11 protein-coding genes are annotated in these 15,462 nt (G+C 67.8%); 1 reads left to right on the top strand and 10 read right to left on the bottom strand.

Annotation, left to right across the window (positions count from 1 at the left end; all coding sequences use genetic code 11):
• Positions 1-17: 17 nt before the first annotated feature.
• From C8E87_RS15970 to dnaB, 5 genes are all read right to left on the bottom strand, one after another.
• On the bottom strand, positions 18-2,405 hold the full coding sequence (locus C8E87_RS15970) for a TniQ family protein (protein ID WP_133873834.1): 2,388 nt from the start codon (positions 2,403-2,405) through the stop codon (positions 18-20).
• The gene (locus C8E87_RS15965; protein WP_133873833.1) at positions 2,402-3,517 is read right to left on the bottom strand and encodes a TniB family NTP-binding protein; all 1,116 of its coding nucleotides are present in this window, start codon (positions 3,515-3,517) and stop codon (positions 2,402-2,404) included. The genes C8E87_RS15970 and C8E87_RS15965 overlap by 4 nt, the downstream gene beginning before the upstream one ends.
• Positions 3,514-5,721 carry a TnsB C-terminal domain-containing protein gene (locus C8E87_RS15960; protein WP_133873832.1) on the bottom strand — a complete coding sequence of 736 codons (2,208 nt, stop codon included), beginning with the start codon at positions 5,719-5,721 and terminating at the stop codon, positions 3,514-3,516. Before C8E87_RS15960 ends, C8E87_RS15965 begins: the two co-directional genes overlap by 4 nt.
• On the bottom strand, positions 5,718-6,386 hold the full coding sequence (locus tag C8E87_RS15955) for a TnsA-like heteromeric transposase endonuclease subunit (protein ID WP_203720666.1): 669 nt from the start codon (positions 6,384-6,386) through the stop codon (positions 5,718-5,720). Before C8E87_RS15955 ends, C8E87_RS15960 begins: the two co-directional genes overlap by 4 nt.
• A 332-nt stretch (positions 6,387-6,718) precedes the next feature.
• Entirely contained in the window at positions 6,719-8,137 is a 1,419-nt protein-coding gene (gene dnaB / locus C8E87_RS15950; protein WP_133873831.1) for a replicative DNA helicase, read from the bottom strand.
• Positions 8,138-8,536: 399 nt separating this feature from the next.
• On the opposite strand from dnaB, the gene C8E87_RS15945 reads away from it, so the two are divergent.
• Entirely contained in the window at positions 8,537-12,352 is a 3,816-nt protein-coding gene (locus tag C8E87_RS15945) for a hypothetical protein (RefSeq protein WP_133873830.1), read from the top strand.
• Positions 12,353-12,442: 90 nt separating this feature from the next.
• On the opposite strand, the gene rplI is transcribed toward C8E87_RS15945, so the two are convergent.
• From rplI to C8E87_RS15920, 5 genes are all read right to left on the bottom strand, one after another.
• A complete protein-coding gene (rplI, locus tag C8E87_RS15940; RefSeq protein WP_133873829.1) occupies positions 12,443-12,892 on the bottom strand; it encodes a 50S ribosomal protein L9 in 450 nt (149 codons plus the stop codon).
• 14 nt (positions 12,893-12,906) lie between these two features.
• Positions 12,907-13,146, bottom strand: coding sequence for a 30S ribosomal protein S18 (rpsR, locus tag C8E87_RS15935; RefSeq protein WP_007073789.1), 240 nt, complete (start codon positions 13,144-13,146; stop codon positions 12,907-12,909).
• A 35-nt stretch (positions 13,147-13,181) separates the two neighbouring features.
• Complete coding sequence (locus C8E87_RS15930; protein ID WP_133873828.1) at positions 13,182-13,736, bottom strand: single-stranded DNA-binding protein; 555 nt, start codon at positions 13,734-13,736, stop codon at positions 13,182-13,184.
• A 65-nt stretch (positions 13,737-13,801) separates the two neighbouring features.
• Positions 13,802-14,092 (bottom strand): 30S ribosomal protein S6, encoded by a 291-nt coding sequence (gene rpsF, locus C8E87_RS15925; protein ID WP_133873827.1) that lies wholly within the window; start codon positions 14,090-14,092, stop codon positions 13,802-13,804.
• A 291-nt stretch (positions 14,093-14,383) separates the two neighbouring features.
• Entirely contained in the window at positions 14,384-15,367 is a 984-nt protein-coding gene (locus C8E87_RS15920) for a hypothetical protein (RefSeq protein ID WP_133873826.1), read from the bottom strand.
• Positions 15,368-15,462: the final 95 nt, after the last annotated feature.

The following is a 15,462-nucleotide window of genomic DNA, read 5'->3' as shown; positions in this document are numbered from 1 at the left end:
GAACCCCAACAAGATCCTCATTTCGTGGTCTCACCGGCGGCCGTTCCCTGGTCACGCAGGCGGGCGCTGTGGCTCGCCCCGCCGCGGGGTCGTCGCGGAACTTCGTATTCTCGCGCCCATCGTTCCATTTGGGTCGTACTCATTCCCTTTTCCCTTGCAAGGTCGGGAAAGGGGCGTTTCTGGTTGACGTACTGCTCGTAGAGCCAGTCCCGGTCGACGGGGTCGTGCCGCGCCGGGGCTCCGCCGTCGCGCAGCGGGATGTCGTACTCCGCGGCGAGCCGGGCCAAGGTCTGACGCGAGCATCCGGTGGAGTCCGCCATCTGCCGCAGCGACGTGTTCTGCTCCAGGTAGATCTCGGCGAAGAGACGGGGCGGCAACTTCCGGCGGGCGCGCACCATGATTTGCCCGGTAGCCCGATCGGCGGTCAGCGAGCGTGGCGCGGGGACCGCCGGGTGCTCGGCCAGCAGGAACCGGACCACCTCGATGTCGGTCCCCAGCGTTTCGGCGACCGAGCCTGGCGTCTGGCCCGGCTCGCGCACGAGATCGTGCAGTTGCTCCAGGTCGACCCGGGCAGGATCAGGGCCAGGAAGATCGAGGCCGTCGAGCAGGCCGATCGGAGGTTGCCAGGTCAGCGGCTCGCCGTAGATGCGGTACGTGGCGAGGAATCGTGTGGCCTCGGCGTTCAGCGCGGCGGCGAGTTCGGGCGTCTGGACAAACATGCTCAGGGCGGCGGTCTGTGCCCGGAATCTGGCCTGGTCATCGATGCGGTAGCCGGGGGCGTCTTCTTCAGGGAGACCGCTGATGCGGTGAACGAGGTGAGCGCGGACCAGGCGTTCGCGCCGGCCTGTCCCTGGTTGGACCCCGAGACTGCGGCATATGTCGCGCCAGCACTCGTGCGGGAGCAGGTAGTTGTAGTCGAGGGTGCGCCGGCGATGGTAGTTGATGGGTGTGGGGTGGCTGTCCAGGTAGTCGGCGAGCCGGGTGAGTGCCGTGGCGATGTCCGGCCAGGTGGGCTCGTCGTGGAGTTTTTGGAGAATGCGGGAGATGTCGCTGCCAGTCGTGACGTCGTCGAGCAGGCCGGCTGCGGCGTCGAGCAGGACGGTGTTACCGACGATCATCAGGCAAGCGGCCAGGATCGGGCCGAGGGTACGAGGGTACGCGCCGCGTACGGGGCTGAGCCGGATGCGCCAGGCAGGCCAAAGGACGCTCGGCGTGCGCTGCGCTCGGGTCTCGACCGTGCGGCGGCCGGCATGCGGACGGGCGGGCAGATCCGAGGCCGTCCGGTAGCGCAGGTGTTCGTTGGGCCGCATCGAGTCAGCGACGGCAGCGAGATGGACGGCTTTGAGAACCGGGCTGATCCCCCGCCCCCATTGATCGATGCTGGTCGCGCTGATCTGGCCGAGGTTCTCGCGCATCCGGGCCAGCAGGTCCCGTAGCGCCGCGCCGCTACCGGGCAGGTCGTGGTCGATGACCTGTACGGCGATCGTCACGGCGACCGCTGCGCTCGCGGCGTGTACCGGAGCCATGAACCCGGGCCGGACCTCGGGTTCCCTCCGGGGTGAAGAAGCCGTTGCTGTCTCGTGGCCGGCCAGCGTGAACTCGTAGGCGGTGACGAGGTCGCCGGGCAGCAGGTCGGTGAGTTGCGCGGGCGGCAGGTCTGCGAGGACGCGGGCCGCCACGGCACGGATGTCGGTGAGAGCGACGGCGACCGGCTGTGGCTGTGCCTGGTAAGGACCAGAGCCGACGGTGCCTGCGTCGATCATTGAGGTGATCCGGCGCTGGGCGGCCAGAGCCGGGTGCTCGGACACCAGGCGCAAGGTGGCCGTCCGGGTGAGGTCGGCTCCGCATCCGTCGAACGGCGTGTCGCAGTAGGCGAGCTGGGGAACATCCTTGCCGGTGCGTGGTCGCAGTCGCTGGACTTTGCCGCACTCAGGGCATCTGTCGGCCAGAAGCCGTTCATGTGTCGGGCAGGCGAAAGCCCAGCCGAGCCGCCAGAACAGTTGCCATCGGCCTCGGCCGGCCGGACCGCGCAGGCAGTCGGGGCAGTACCGGGAGCCACGGGCGCGTCCCCAGAGGACTCGTCGCTGCACCTGCCGCCGTATTCGGTCCAGGCGCACAGCGCGCTGGTCGTAATAGGCGAGCGTCATGGCGTGAAGCCTCTCCAGGGAGAGCCCGCTTGCCGTCGCAACGTTGGTGACCTCGGCATCGCGCAGCATGATCGTCCAGTCCGACGGGATGTCCCGCGCGGTGTTACCGACACGTTGGCGCACCGGAAACATCAGGTGTTCCATGAGGCTGCCGAGAGGGCTGGACGAGCGATCGGCCAGGACTTCGAGCCAGGAGTCGAGGGCTTCTCCGTCGACCGGTGCCAGGCGTATCGGCAGCGTTCGCGGCCCGGGCGTCATGCCGCGCGTTTCCGGCTCTGCCGCGGGCGGCTGGTGATCTTGGCATTCGCCATGGCGATTTCGATCTCGCGGCGCGCCGCCTCGGCGGCCTCGTCGATCCTCACCCCGTCTAGCAGACCCTGGTCGAGACGTTCGCGGCCCTTTCGTATGGCACGCTGGCATCCACGATTGATCAGGCTCATCAGTGATCCGATGTGGCCGGTGCTGCGGGCGAAGAGGTAGTCGCTCAGATCGTCGGCGAGCATTCCTTGGTGCTTCTCGGCGAGAACGATCCGCTGCTCGATCGCCAGCAGCAGGTTCCGCCAGGCACGCCGGCCCTCCTCCTTGTCGATACTGAACGGTTCCATTTGCAGCTTGGTCGTGCGTCGCGCGGTCTGCGCAAAAACCACGTCCGCAGGGGAGGCACCTTCGTTGAACAGTCCCTTCTGTGTCAGTCCGACGCCTACCATCAGCAGGGTGACGGGAAACTCGTTTGCAATCCATTTGAGATGATTGCGTACCTCTTCGCCGTTCTTGCGCTGCCATCGCAGGAAGTGCAGGTCGTCAATCACCATCAGCCGTACGCCGCATTTGAGGGCGCATTCCAGTGCACGACTGCCAAACTCGGCGGCGGTGCCGCGACGTCGGCCGGGATGGGCGAAGAAATCCAGCATGTAACGGTTGAAGTCCTTGATTCCGGTATCACCGTTGAGTCCAACCCGGCAGACCGGTATGCGCTCGTTTCCCTCATCTGTGAAGGCCCCGCACTCGCTGATCTCACGAACGTGAAAGGTTCGGGCGAAAGACAGCGCTGCCGTGGTCTTCCCAAGGCCGGGAAACGCTTCGACGGCGATCGCTCCGCGCGCCTTGTCTCCATCCTGTAGATTGCTGTCGACGATGTCCCACATGTCTTCGTGTAGGCGGTCAAGTTGCGGAGTCCTGATGGGACCCAAATTCGCATGCCATTCGCGGCGCGTCCGGTCGTACCGCGCCAGTTCATGCGACGAAAGCGCATCGATCTGCCGCCGGGTGAGGTTCTCCGGGCGGATGCGGCGAGGGCTTTCCGCGTAGGCTTTCCAATCCTCTTTCGTTGCCAGTGCGAGCTTCCCCGAGGCTACGGCCGCAGTGCTCATACGTCCTCCAGCGCATCGTCGTAGAAGTCGTGAAGGGGTTCCTCGTGCGTCTGGACAAGCCCCTCCAGGTCAGCGTCGTCGTCATCGCCCGCCTCGTCCGCCGGCGGCACGACAGCCATCGGCTGCCGCTCCGTGCGGTTGTCGGCTTCATCGTGATCGTCCTGCCGTGCCTGGCCCTCACCAGAATCGACAGGCTGCGCGTCCTGCCCCAGAGCCTTACGGACCGACGGCAGCATGGGCACCGCATCGTCGTTGTCAGGTAACTCGAAAGCGGCCTGCTCCCGGGCCGTGCGCAATGCGATACGCCGTTCGACCTTCGTCATTGCGAGTCCGAGCTTCCAGCGATCCAGCAGGTCGGCTAAGGCCAGTTGATCATCTGGATAGCGGTACTTGGATGCTGCCAGTTTCCGGCCGAACCTCATGGCGTCCCGACTCAGAGGCATGTCACTGTTCGGGGCGTGCTCCCATGTCAGTGTCGACCATTCCTTTGTCTTATAGTCTTGGAAATATACCCTGGTGATGTCATCTTCATCGACGTAGATAGGCCACTTATCCGCGTACTTGCCACCATATGGGCTATGAATGTTCCGGTAGTCGTTCAGACCTTCTCCGTTGTAGCGGCGATTGTCCCAGTCGATGCCGTAGTGTTGAATCGTTCTCCATTCGACTTTCAGGAAGTGGTAGGCAAGGTCCCGGTCGCGGGGAACCTCGATGTATCCGGCGCGGGCCACCCCATGCTGGAACATCGCGGCGGGTGACAGATCCAGCCCTGGGATAAAGGCATCGACCAGCCCGCGGTGGCAGCGGTGGTGATAGACTAGGGCCACCCATTCGCGGATGATGGCGTCCAGTTCGCTCAGGAAAAAGAAGGCGTCTGCTTCCGGGTTTTCACCTCGTTTGTGAAGATCTGGGCCCTTGTACCCCGGCAGGTGTTGCAGGAGGTCTTCACGGATGGTCCGAAAGAAGCGCTCCACCGGCCCCTTGTCGCGCCCTGTGCGCAGCCGGGCCGGCTGAATTGAGATTCCGAATCGGGCACAAACGCTGGTCAGATGGTCGGAGACATAAATCTTGCCGTGGTCCACGACGATGGTCTCGGGTGCCAACGCTGGCGACGCCCGTCCGGAGGCCATCGGGCCATCGATGGCCTCCGGATCGAGCAGCAAGGAGCGGGGGATTCCGTGATCCGGCCACACGGCGTGCGCCGGCCACCCGGCACCGGCGGGCTTAGGGCGAAATACCTGGTAGAGAGTGGCGGCGGCGTCGATCGCCTTGGTGCTGACCGGGGTGACTCTTAGCCCGACGATGCACCGGGTATACCAGTCCATGGCGACCGTCAGCTCGACCTGCAACCATTGCAGCGTCACCGGGTCCAGCCCGAACACGTCCAGCCTGGTGGTGTCCATCAAGACGTACTCGCCGGGTCTAGTCGGCCGCAGCTTGCCGTAGACCCCACGGGGTCGTTCAGCGATCTCCCGATTGCGTTTGGCGGCTTTGTCGAAGGTCGGTAGCCGGTCCTCAAGCTCTGTCAAAATTCGGAAACCGGTGGCCCGACTCGGCATCGGCCGGTCTTCGCCGTAGCGCCTTTTCAGACGTGCGTCGGCCCTGGCGATGACCATCTTCCTTGACGGCGGAGAGTCGGGGGTGTACTCCGCCATGATTTCAAGAGCGATCTCGGTCCACGTGGAGTAGTCAGTTCCCTTTCTCTTCGTCTTCACGCCGCTCGCAAGTGCGGCCTCGCCACCGGCTCGGTACGCGCTGACCCAACGGATGATGGTGCTTCGATGGATTCCCAGTTCAGCGCATTTGGTCGCGTATCGGGTTTCCAAGGCCGACGTGGCCTCATATCCGGCTCTAGGCTCGCCGGGCAATGCCAATTCAGCGCTGCCGGATCGGTAGCCAGTTAGCACCTCCCGGACATGTGCAGCCTTGGCTCGAACCTGCTTGCGTTCGGATTCAGACAGTTGATCGAGCAAGGTGGCGGCCGGAACCCCGTCGTCCTCGCTTGATTCGGGGTCTTGCGCCAGGATGCGGGCTGCAGCAGAAGTAAGGAGGTCACGGACCGCCATGCGGCGTGGCCGACGCCGGCCGTCAAGAAGGAGGACCTCGACACCGTGTACGGTGCTGAAGACCTCGGTCACCTCAAGGAGTTCACCGTCGTAGGCGACGCGGGTACCCACACCCACCCGAACACCCGCGGCCGTCACCGCCGCTCCCAGATCTGCTGGCTGGAGTCCAACGGCTGCTCCAGGTCAGTGACGAGGTGGCCGGTCCAGAGCAGGTGAAGCACGGCCGCTCGGACGTAGGGTTCCGGGAGATCGGGCAGGCACGTGAAGGCTTCGCCGAGCGTTCTCCCGTTCAGATCCGCATTTCGCAGCCGCGCCAGAGGTTCTTGGGGAATTAGCCAGGATCTCCGGTATCCGGCCAGGAAACGCACGTTTTCCATGCGGGCTGGCGGTGGCTCGGTGCAGACGCGGTACTCCCAGCCCCGGCTTTCCACGATTTCGCGCGTCCAGGACAACGTCGGAGCGATCTTGGGGTGATCCAGGTACCGCGCAGGCTTCACGTCGATAACGATCGGGTTTCCGCTGGTAACCAGCAGGTAGTCCGGTACATGCCTTCGTACAGGGTCAGTCTGCAAAGCCAGTAGGAAGGGCTGGGATACTATCCCCTGCACCGACGGGTCGAAATCGGCCGAAATCAGGTGCGACAGTTCTAGCCGCGACTCGTACGTGACGTGCTGTTTCTGGGTACTCGACCAGTAATAGCCGGAGTAGTGCCGCTGGCCTCGATACCACCGGAACACCCGCCACGGCACCGCACACGCCATCACTTCAACGGGAGCGGAAGTCCAAGGAAGATCGGACTCCACTTTCCCATCTTCACGTCGAAGGCTAACGAGTGCGCAGCGACCACTCGCGCCTTGAAGGCCGTCGCCGGCGGAAGTTCCCACCGCTCAAGTCGAGCACGCGAAGTGACTGGGCAGCTAAGACCTGAATCCGCTTATAGCCTATTGAGCGATGGATGTATCGCACATATCAGTCACCTACTCCATATAGGCCATACGAGACATAGCTCCCGAATGCTTTTCTATCGGAAGAGGATAAGCAGGATTCCTGCTAATCTCACCAAGATGCGACATGTCGCATCCATGTCGCATCAGGTCTGAGAATGTCGCACGGTTCGTGAGAACCTACAACCTCGCTAAACGATGGCCATGTCTACGAAGCGGGACAAGTGCAGCTGGGCGGCCACGGTCACCGTGTCGGTGGGGCCGTTCCGGTGTTTGGCCACGATGAAATCGGCCTCGCCGGCCCGCGGGCTTTCCTTGTCGTAGTAGTCGTCGCGGTGCAGCAGGATGACCACGTCGGCGTCCTGCTCGATGGAGCCGGACTCACGCAGGTCGGACAGCTGGGGCCGCTTGTCGGTGCGCTGCTCGGGGCCACGGTTCAGCTGGGAGACGCCGATCACCGGGCACTCGATCTCTTTGGCCAGCAGCTTGAGACCACGGGACAGCTCGGAGACCTCTTGCTGCCGGCTCTCGGTGCGTTTCGGCGAGGACATCAGCTGGAGGTAGTCGATCACCAGGAGCTTGAGGTTGTTGCGCTGTTTGAGCCGGCGCGCCTTGGCCCGGATCTCCATGAGGTTCATGTTCGGGGTGTCGTCGACGAAGATCGGGGCTTCGCTGATCTCGCCCATGCGGCGGGCCAGTTTGCTCCAGTCGTCGTCGGTGAGCTGGCCCGAACGCAGCACGTGCAGCGGGACGCGGGCCTCGGCCGAGAGCAGTCGCATCACCATCTCGATCTTGCTCATTTCCAGGGAGAAGATCGCGCTGGCGCAGTTGTGCCGGATGGCCGCGTTGCGGGCGAAGTCCATGCTGGCGGTCGACTTGCCGAGACCGGGGCGACCGGCCACGATGATCAGCTGACCGGGGTGCAGGCCGTTGAGCAGGCGGTCAAGGTCGGAAAAGCCGGTCGGCACGCCGCTCATCACGCCGCCGGCCGCGCCCACCGCCTCGATCTCGTCGAGTGTGGGCTGCAGCATGTCGCCGAGGGCGGCGTAATCCTCGCTGACCCGTTTCTCGGTGACGTCATAGATCGCCTGCTGGGCCAGGTCGACGATGTCGTCCACATCACGGCCGCCGTTGCCGTTGGCGCCGTAACCCAGCTGGACGATCTTGGTGCCGGCCTCGACGACGCGGCGCAGGATGGCCCGTTCGCCGACGATGCGGGCGTAGTAGGCGGCGTTGGCGGCGGTGGGCACGCTCTCGATCAGGGTGTGCAGGTACGGCACGCCGCCGATGCGTTGCAGATCACCCGAGTCGGCCAGGGCGGCGGCCACCGTCAGCGCGTCGGCGGGCTCCCCGCGCCCGTACAGGTCGAGGATGACGTCGAAGATCGTGGCGTGGACCGGACGGTAGAAGTCCTGCGTCTTGAGGATTTCCACGACGTCGGCGATCGCGTCCTTGGAGAGCAGCATGCCGCCGAGAACGCCCTGCTCAGCCGCGACGTCTTGGGGCGGCGACTTGTCAAAGGCGCCACCCGAGGGCGCGCCACCGCCCGGCCCGCCACCGGATCCTCCGGACGGTGTGGCCGGCGGCCGCGTCTCGTCGGTGATCGACACCCCGGACCTCCTCAGCTCGCCGTTCGCGCACCCCAGATCAAACAACCCGGGTATGACACTTTCGGCTGACTCCGATCATGATCAGGAAAATCTCCCGATCAAGCCCCGCGCTCGCGGCCGACCCACTCTACGAACCGGCCCCCGACCTGCCCAACCGCACCGGTGGACGAGCCTCGGGACAACCTGTGGACATCCCGCCCGATCCTGTGGGTAGCCCTGTGCACAGCCTGTGTACAACTCGCCGGGGCGGCTAAGGTTCTGCCTTGCCGAGCAGGCATTTCGCAGTTCCCGCCTGTGGAGGGGGAAAAAGACCTGCACAAGTGCGAAAAGCTGCCCGGCGTGAGCAAGCCGTCGCGCCGAGGCGTTGCGGTTCCGACGCGCGGAAGGCACGCTTTTCAGGTGGACCAACGGGAGTGGGACTACGGTGCCCGCATGTCGCGCGAGCGGCGAGCGGCCGAGTCGCGTTCCTCCCGTAGCCCGGATTCACCCGATTTCGCCGACCCTGAGCCGAAATGGTCGTCGCTCACGGACACCGGCAGCCTGCAGCCGAGCGCCGAGGCGCTCGACTGGCAGCGCCGGGCCGACGCGTGGGCGCAGCAGTCGGAATCCGACCCGCATCAGGCCGTCGAGCCGGCGAACCGCTGGTCGGACGTGGCCGAGACGGGCCGCCCGACCTTCCCGGCCGACGGCGTGGGCTGGCGTACCGAGACGGCCGAGTGGCGCGCGACCGGTGCTCGCTGGCGGCAGACGACCGAGTGGCGTTCGACCACCGGCACCCACGTCTGGCGTTCCACCACCGAGGCGTGGCAGACCGGCGGCAACAGCTCTTATCCGCCTGCCGACGAGACCCCGATGGCTCAGCCCGCGCTCTCGAGCACGGCCTGGTCGGACGACTCACGCGACGATTCGCGTCCGGCCTGGCAGCAGTTCACCGACTCGGCGAACGAGCCGGGCACTCCCAGCCGGCAGCGCTCGGGCGAGACCACCACGCCTTCATGGCAACAACCCTCCCCCCGTACGCCTGCGGAAAGCTCCCCTTCGTGGCAGGAACTGGTCGAGCCCAAGCAGCAGCCGTCGTGGAACTCGCGTCCGTCGTGGCAACGTAACGCGATCGAGGGCTCGGCGACGTGGACCGACCTGACCGATCAGCGTTCGCGCTCCCCCGAGGACACCGGCACGAGTTGGCTGCGCTCCGAGGAGCCGCGCGACGACGGCCGCCACCTGGTGCGCGAGGATGATCGGGCCGCCTGGCGACGCGACACGGGCGGTGAGTCACCCTCGGTGGGGCGGCGTCGCGCTCCTGAGCCGGGTTCCGCTCCTTCCGGCGGTACGGGGTGGTCGGGCGACCGCTCCGATCCGGACAACTGGGAGGACACGGGCAATTGGGCCCGACACACCGACACCGGCAGCATTCAGCTGTACGGGGACACGCCCGCCCCACCGTCGGCCTCGGCGAGCTGGGGATCGGGCACGGGCTTCGGCTCCCGCAACGTGAACCGGCGCGACGACGAGCGGCGGACAACCCCTTCCCCGTACGGGGATGCGCCGGGCTACGAAATGCCGCCCGCCACGCCGTACGAGCCGCCGCCGCGCCCGCCACGCCGTGACGACACGTCGGCCGCCCGCGCTGTGCCGACCGGATACGACGAGGCCCCCCGCCCGCGGTTCGCCTCCGAGGACGAAGCTCCGAGCGGCCGTCGCCAGCGCGCGCGCCGTTACGCCGACGACGAGCCCGGCTACCCCGCCGGCTCCCCTGGTTACCCGACCGCCTACTCGGCCGACACCGGTCCCGGCTATTCGACCGGCGCCCCGCAGGGCTACTCCACGGGTGCCGCCTCCGACTACTCGACCGGCGCCGATTCGGGCTATCCGACCAGCTCGGCCGCCGCCTATCCACCTCCGGCAGCCGAGCCCCGGGCATCGCGCCGGGCCCGTTCCGGGTCGGACGAGACGGCCACGTTCAGCGCCGTCCCGATGCCGGCCCCGCCGCCCGCCCAGCGCAGCGCCCCTCCGGCCGCTCCGCGCAGTGCCCCGGCCGCCGAGCCCCGCAGCGCGCCCCCCATCGCTCCGCGTAGTGCCCCCGCCGCACCCCGCAGCGCGCCCCCGATCGCCCCCCGCAGCGCCCCCGCCGCCGCACCGCGCAGTGGCCCGGCCGGGGCCCCGAAGGGCCGTGCCCGTTACGGCGGCGGAAACGCCGACTGGCGCGAGCAGACTGGCTCGTGGGAGGCGGAACCCGACACCAGCAGCTGGGTCCGTGACCCTGACACAGGCCAGTGGAGCCGCGCCGAGGACGATCCGCGCATCCTGGCGTGGCGTCGCGAAGCCGAGCGCCGCGAGGCGATGGGTGAGGGTCCGCGCGCTCTTCCGGCCGCGCCCGCCGCCCCCGAGCAGCCCGAGCCTCGCCCGGAGCCGACCACCGGGGGCTGGCGCAACACGCCTCCGCCGCCGCTGCCGCCCGGGCCCGCGCCCCGCAGCGCGACGCCGTATTCCGGCACTTCGTACGGTCCGGCGCCCACCAGCTCGCTGCCCGGGCCCGCCCCGCGCAGCGCGATCCCCGGCCGTGGTGTTGAGGACGCCAACCCGTACGGCGTGACGCCGTCAAGCTCCGTTCCCAACCGCGACCCGTACGACTCGGCACCCGGCTACGGCGCGACGCCGACCAGCTCCGTCCCCGGCCGCGGACGCGATGACGACCCGTACGACGCCCCGCGCGGCTACAGCGCAGCCCCGACGAGCTCAGTTCCCGGCCGCGGTTCCCGGGACAACGACCCGTACGGCTCACCACGCGACTTCGGCACAGCGCCGTCGAGCTCCGTCCCCAACCGCGACCCGTACGGCTCGGCACCCGGCTACGGCGCGACGCCGACCAGCTCAGTCCCCGGCCGCGGACGCGATGATGACCGTTATGACCCGCCCCTGGGCGGCAGCTACGGCGCGTCCCGTTCCGGCGGTCGTGCTTACGGCGAGCCCACGGGCAACGGCTTCGACGAGCCGACCGGTCGCGTCTATCAGGAGCCCTCGCCACGCGGTTTCCGGGAACTCCCGCCCGGCCGCGGCGAGGAACCACCAACCGGCCGTGGATACGCGGAGCCGCCGACCGGGCGCGGGTATGACGAGCCGTCGTCCGGCCGTGGCTATGGGGAACAGCCCGCCGGCCGGGGCTATCGTGACGAGCCCGCCAACGCCCCGCGCAGCGGCACCGCCTACGGCAGCGCGTCCGCACCCCCGTACGGTGGCCGCCCGGCTCTTCCGAGCGCCCCCCGCAGCGCGCCCGGCTACGGCGATGACGCGACGACGGTTTACCCGGCGGCCCCGGCCAGTGGCGTCCCCGGTGGCCCGATCAGCAGTTGGTCGTCGTCGGCCCCGGTCAGCTCCCCCGGTCGTCGCGGCGCCGTCGATCCTTCGCCGTACGGCGCGGAGCCCGTCAGCCCCGAGGTATGGCAGCCCGGACCCCGGTCGGGGCGTTCCGACGAGGTCGCGCCGTGGACGCTTCGCGACCCCGTCGCAGCCGGTGACGAGCCTCCCGACCAGCCCTCCTGGGCTTTGGAGGAGCGACGCGAACGGGCCCGTGGCTCCGCCGTCTACCGCGAGGGCGGCGGCGGGGATTGGCGACGGGACCTGGCCGATCAGAGCGATCTGGCCGAGGGCGAGTCCCGACGATTCGGCACCGCGGATTACGTGCCCTTTCGGTCCGGCGGCTCAGCCGCGGTCCAGGGACAATCAAACTTATCCACCACGTCGACGTCCCTGATCTCGCCGGTCGCGCGGGACGTCTCACCGACGCCGGCGGCACGGGGCGGCGCGAGCTGGAACGGACCGTCCGGGGCCTATGAGCGTCGCCCGGTCACCGGCGCCTATCCGACCGGCCGGAAGAGCGACCTGCTCGACCCGGACGACGAGGAGGGTGAACAGGAGTCCGGCGGCCCTCTCGCCGCGGTCGGTTACACCGTGATCTGGTACGGCGTCCCGGTCGTCTTGTTCGTCGCGTACATGCTGGTCGTCGGCGCCGGCGCTCAGGGCCACGCGTTCTCCACGCTGGCCAAGGCCGCACCGCAGTTCCTGATCTCGCTGGTGCTGAGCGTCGTCGTGGCGATCGGCCTGCGTTTTGTCAGCCACTCGTGGAAGGCCATCAGCGTCGGCCTGGCCGCTGCCGTCGTCGGCGGGGGGCTGGCCACCGTGCTGACCTCGGCCATCACCGGCAACAGCCTCAGCTGACGGGCCGGACAACAACGAACGCGGGCCTGAGAAAAACGAACGGCGCGCCACGATCCTCGGATCGCGACGCGCCGTCGTGCGGAGCGGGTGTTACTTGGCGGCGACGACGTTCACCGGGAACGTCGCGGTCACCTCGGGGTGGAGCTTGACCTGGACGTTGTACGCGCCCGTGGTCTTGATGTGGCCGGGCAGCTCGAGGCGGCGCCGGTCGAGGGACGGACCGCCGGCGGTCTTGACCGCGTCGACGATCTCGGCCGGGGTGATCGAGCCGAACAGTCGGCCGCCGCTGCCGGAGCGGGCCGTCAGCGTCACCTTGAGGCTGGAGAGCTGGGCCTTGACCTCGTTGGCCTGGCCCAGGTCACGGATCTCACGGGCGTCGCGCGCCCGCTTGATGACCGCGACCTGCTTCTCGGCGCCCTTGGTCCACTGGATCGCGAACCCCTGCGGCAGCAGGTAGTTGCGGCCGTAGCCGTTCTTGACCTCGACGATGTCGCCGGGGGTGCCGAGACCCGACACCTCCTGGGTGAGGATGATCTTCATAGTGGTGATCCCCCTCAGCGCGCCGTCGCCGTGTACGGCAGGAGCGCCATCTCGCGGGCGTTCTTGACCGCGCGGGCGATCTGCCGCTGCTGCTGCGAGGTCACCCCGGTGACACGGCGGGCACGGATCTTGCCCCGGTCGGAGATGAACTTCCGCAGCAGGGCGGTGTCCTTGTAGTCGATGTAGGTGATCCCGTCCTTGTCGAGCGGGTTCACCTTCTTCTTCGGCTTGCGAAGCGCCGCAGCCTTAGCCATTGCTCTTACTCCTGAACTCAGTAAACCCGTACGGGTTAGAAGGGAGGCTCGTCGTCGAACGAGGAGTTGCCACCGCCGGAGCGGCCGCCGCTGCTGGAGGCCGGAGCCGCCGTCGCCCACGGGTCGTCGAAGTTGTTGCCTCCGCCGCCACCGTTGCTGGGCTGCGGACGGTTGCCGCCGCCGCCACCGGAGGCGCCGAAGCCGCCACCCCCGCCACCGCCGGAGCGGTTCATACGCTGCACCTTCGCCGTGGCGTACCGCAGCGACGGACCGATCTCGTCGACCTCGAGCTCGTAGACGGTGCGCTTCTCTCCCTCGCGGGTCTCGTAAGACCGCTGGCGCAACCGGCCCTGCACGATCACCCGGGAGCCGCGCTGCAGCGACTCGGCGACGTGCTCGGCGGCGTCACGCCAGATGTTGCACGCAAGGAACAGTGGCTCGCCGTCTTTCCACTCGCCCGACTGCCGGTCCATGGTGCGCGGCGTGGACGCGATGCGGAACTTGGCCACCGCCGCACCCGAAGGGGTGAAGCGCAGCTCCGGATCGTCGGTGAGGTTACCGACGACCGTGATAACGGTTTCTCCTGCCATGATCTTCTCCTCGCCGCTTCGCTCGTTCGTAGGAGGCTCTCATCACCCCCTGACAAAAACGAGGGTCAGCGGGTCTCGGGCCGGATGACCTTGGTACGCAGGATGGACTCGTTGAGCCGGAGCTGACGGTCCAGCTCGGCCACGGCCTCGGGCGTCGCCTGCAGGTCGACGACCGCGTAGATGCCTTCCGCCTTCTTGTTGATCTCGAACGAGAGCCGGCGACGGCCCCAGACGTCGAGCTTCTCCACCGAGCCACCCGCGGTCCTGATGACGTTCAGGTACTGATCGAGCGACGGACCGACGAGGCGTTCCTCGAGCGAAGGGTCGAGGATCACCATGAGTTCGTAATGACGCAAGACGTTCTCACCTCCTGTGGGCTTGACGGCCACGGTCTCTCCGTGGCAGGAGGTCTTGTGTCGTCCGCATGAGAAAGCCGTGGGAGCTTGACCCACGGCGGCCACACTGCGAACCGACCAAGCATACCCGCGACGTTCGTGGCGCCAAAAAGAAGGACCCCGCCTGTCCGGCAGGGTCCTTACTTCGTGGAGCCGCGGGGCGCCCGATCCGCATTCGCTGGGTGGGACCTGGGGAGGAACGACCACACCGATGAGGTTGGACGGCCGCCCCGCGGAGCTTGTGACGAGAGACTATGCCAATCTAGCCCGATTTGCACGTTGCGACACGATTGACCGAATTGCGGCAACTGTTACCCCCACCACACACACGGCGGCGATCAGCGCCAGCAGGCCGAAGGGGTTGCCGCCCTCGGGCAGCGGCTGGAGCGCGGACACGGGCTCCGCCGCGGCGATCTGGACCGGCGGAGCAGGCGGCGCCACCGGTACGGGGTCGATCGTCACGGGCTCCACATCCAGTTGCGGCACGCCAGGGAGCAGCTTCCTCTCATTCCCGACCGGCATACCGGCAAACGCGGGGGTCACGCTGTCCGGCGTACCGGCGCCGGTCTTGGTCTTGGTCTCCGGAGCGGCACCCCCGTGCGGCATGGCCTGAGCCGCCGCGGTGGCCGCCTGCGACACGGCGCTGTGCCGCAGAACCGCCGGCTTGCGGGTGCTCGGACGGGTGGTCGCGGTCTTGTCCCGGTCGGGACGCTCGACGGCCGCGGCCTTGGATCCCGACGGGACGCCGGAAGAGTCACCGGGCCCGCTCGGCGCGAGCGACATCGGCTTGGCGTCGTCCGAAGGGGCAGCCGGCGCCGGGTCGGGCATGGTCGTCGCCGCGGCGGACGGGGAGGCCGTGATCATCACCGGCTCCGCCTCGTCGCCGATCGCGCAGCTCGGCTTGACCGTCACCGACGTCGTCCCCCGCCGGAAAATCACCTCGGTGGAGCCGTCGTCCGGCAGCGTGCCCTTCGATTCGCCGCCGAGCAGCAGGTCAGCGGCGTGCCCGGTCTCGTTGACGACGCGGATCGTGCTCTGCGCGGGCACGGTCATCGACTCGACGCTCGGCCGCGAGCGGCAAGCGATGCCGAACATGCCGCCGCCCGTGAAGGTCACCTGGCGCACGCCCTCGGGCACCGGGTCCGCGCTGGCCGTCCCGTTCGCCAGCATCGGCGCGCCGAAGATGAGACCGCCCAGCACGATCGCCGTCACCCGTTGTCGGACCTGCCGTGACATGCACCATCTCCCACTTCGCACCGGCCAACTGGCCAATATCGGTCAAACGTGATCAATGGAGCTAACGAGACCCGGCAAGTGGCGGTGACGCGTGG

It is taken from the genome of Paractinoplanes brasiliensis (assembly GCF_004362215.1).
Lineage (GTDB): Bacteria > Actinomycetota > Actinomycetes > Mycobacteriales > Micromonosporaceae > Actinoplanes > Actinoplanes brasiliensis.
The sequence above is the reverse complement of the archived record's forward strand: the minus strand, read 5'-3'. Positions and strand labels throughout refer to the sequence as shown.

What these genes read in the sequence shown, in the direction of transcription:
- C8E87_RS15920 (WP_133873826.1), bottom strand. Translation starts at nt 15,367, where the DNA reads ATGTCACGGCAGGTCCGACAACGGGTGACGGCGATCGTGCTGGGCGGT.
- C8E87_RS15970 (WP_133873834.1), bottom strand. Translation starts at nt 2,405, where the DNA reads ATGACGCCCGGGCCGCGAACGCTGCCGATACGCCTGGCACCGGTCGAC.
- rplI (WP_133873829.1), bottom strand. Translation starts at nt 12,892, where the DNA reads ATGAAGATCATCCTCACCCAGGAGGTGTCGGGTCTCGGCACCCCCGGC.
- rpsR (WP_007073789.1), bottom strand. Translation starts at nt 13,146, where the DNA reads ATGGCTAAGGCTGCGGCGCTTCGCAAGCCGAAGAAGAAGGTGAACCCG.
- C8E87_RS15930 (WP_133873828.1), bottom strand. Translation starts at nt 13,736, where the DNA reads ATGGCAGGAGAAACCGTTATCACGGTCGTCGGTAACCTCACCGACGAT.
- C8E87_RS15965 (WP_133873833.1), bottom strand. Translation starts at nt 3,517, where the DNA reads ATGAGCACTGCGGCCGTAGCCTCGGGGAAGCTCGCACTGGCAACGAAA.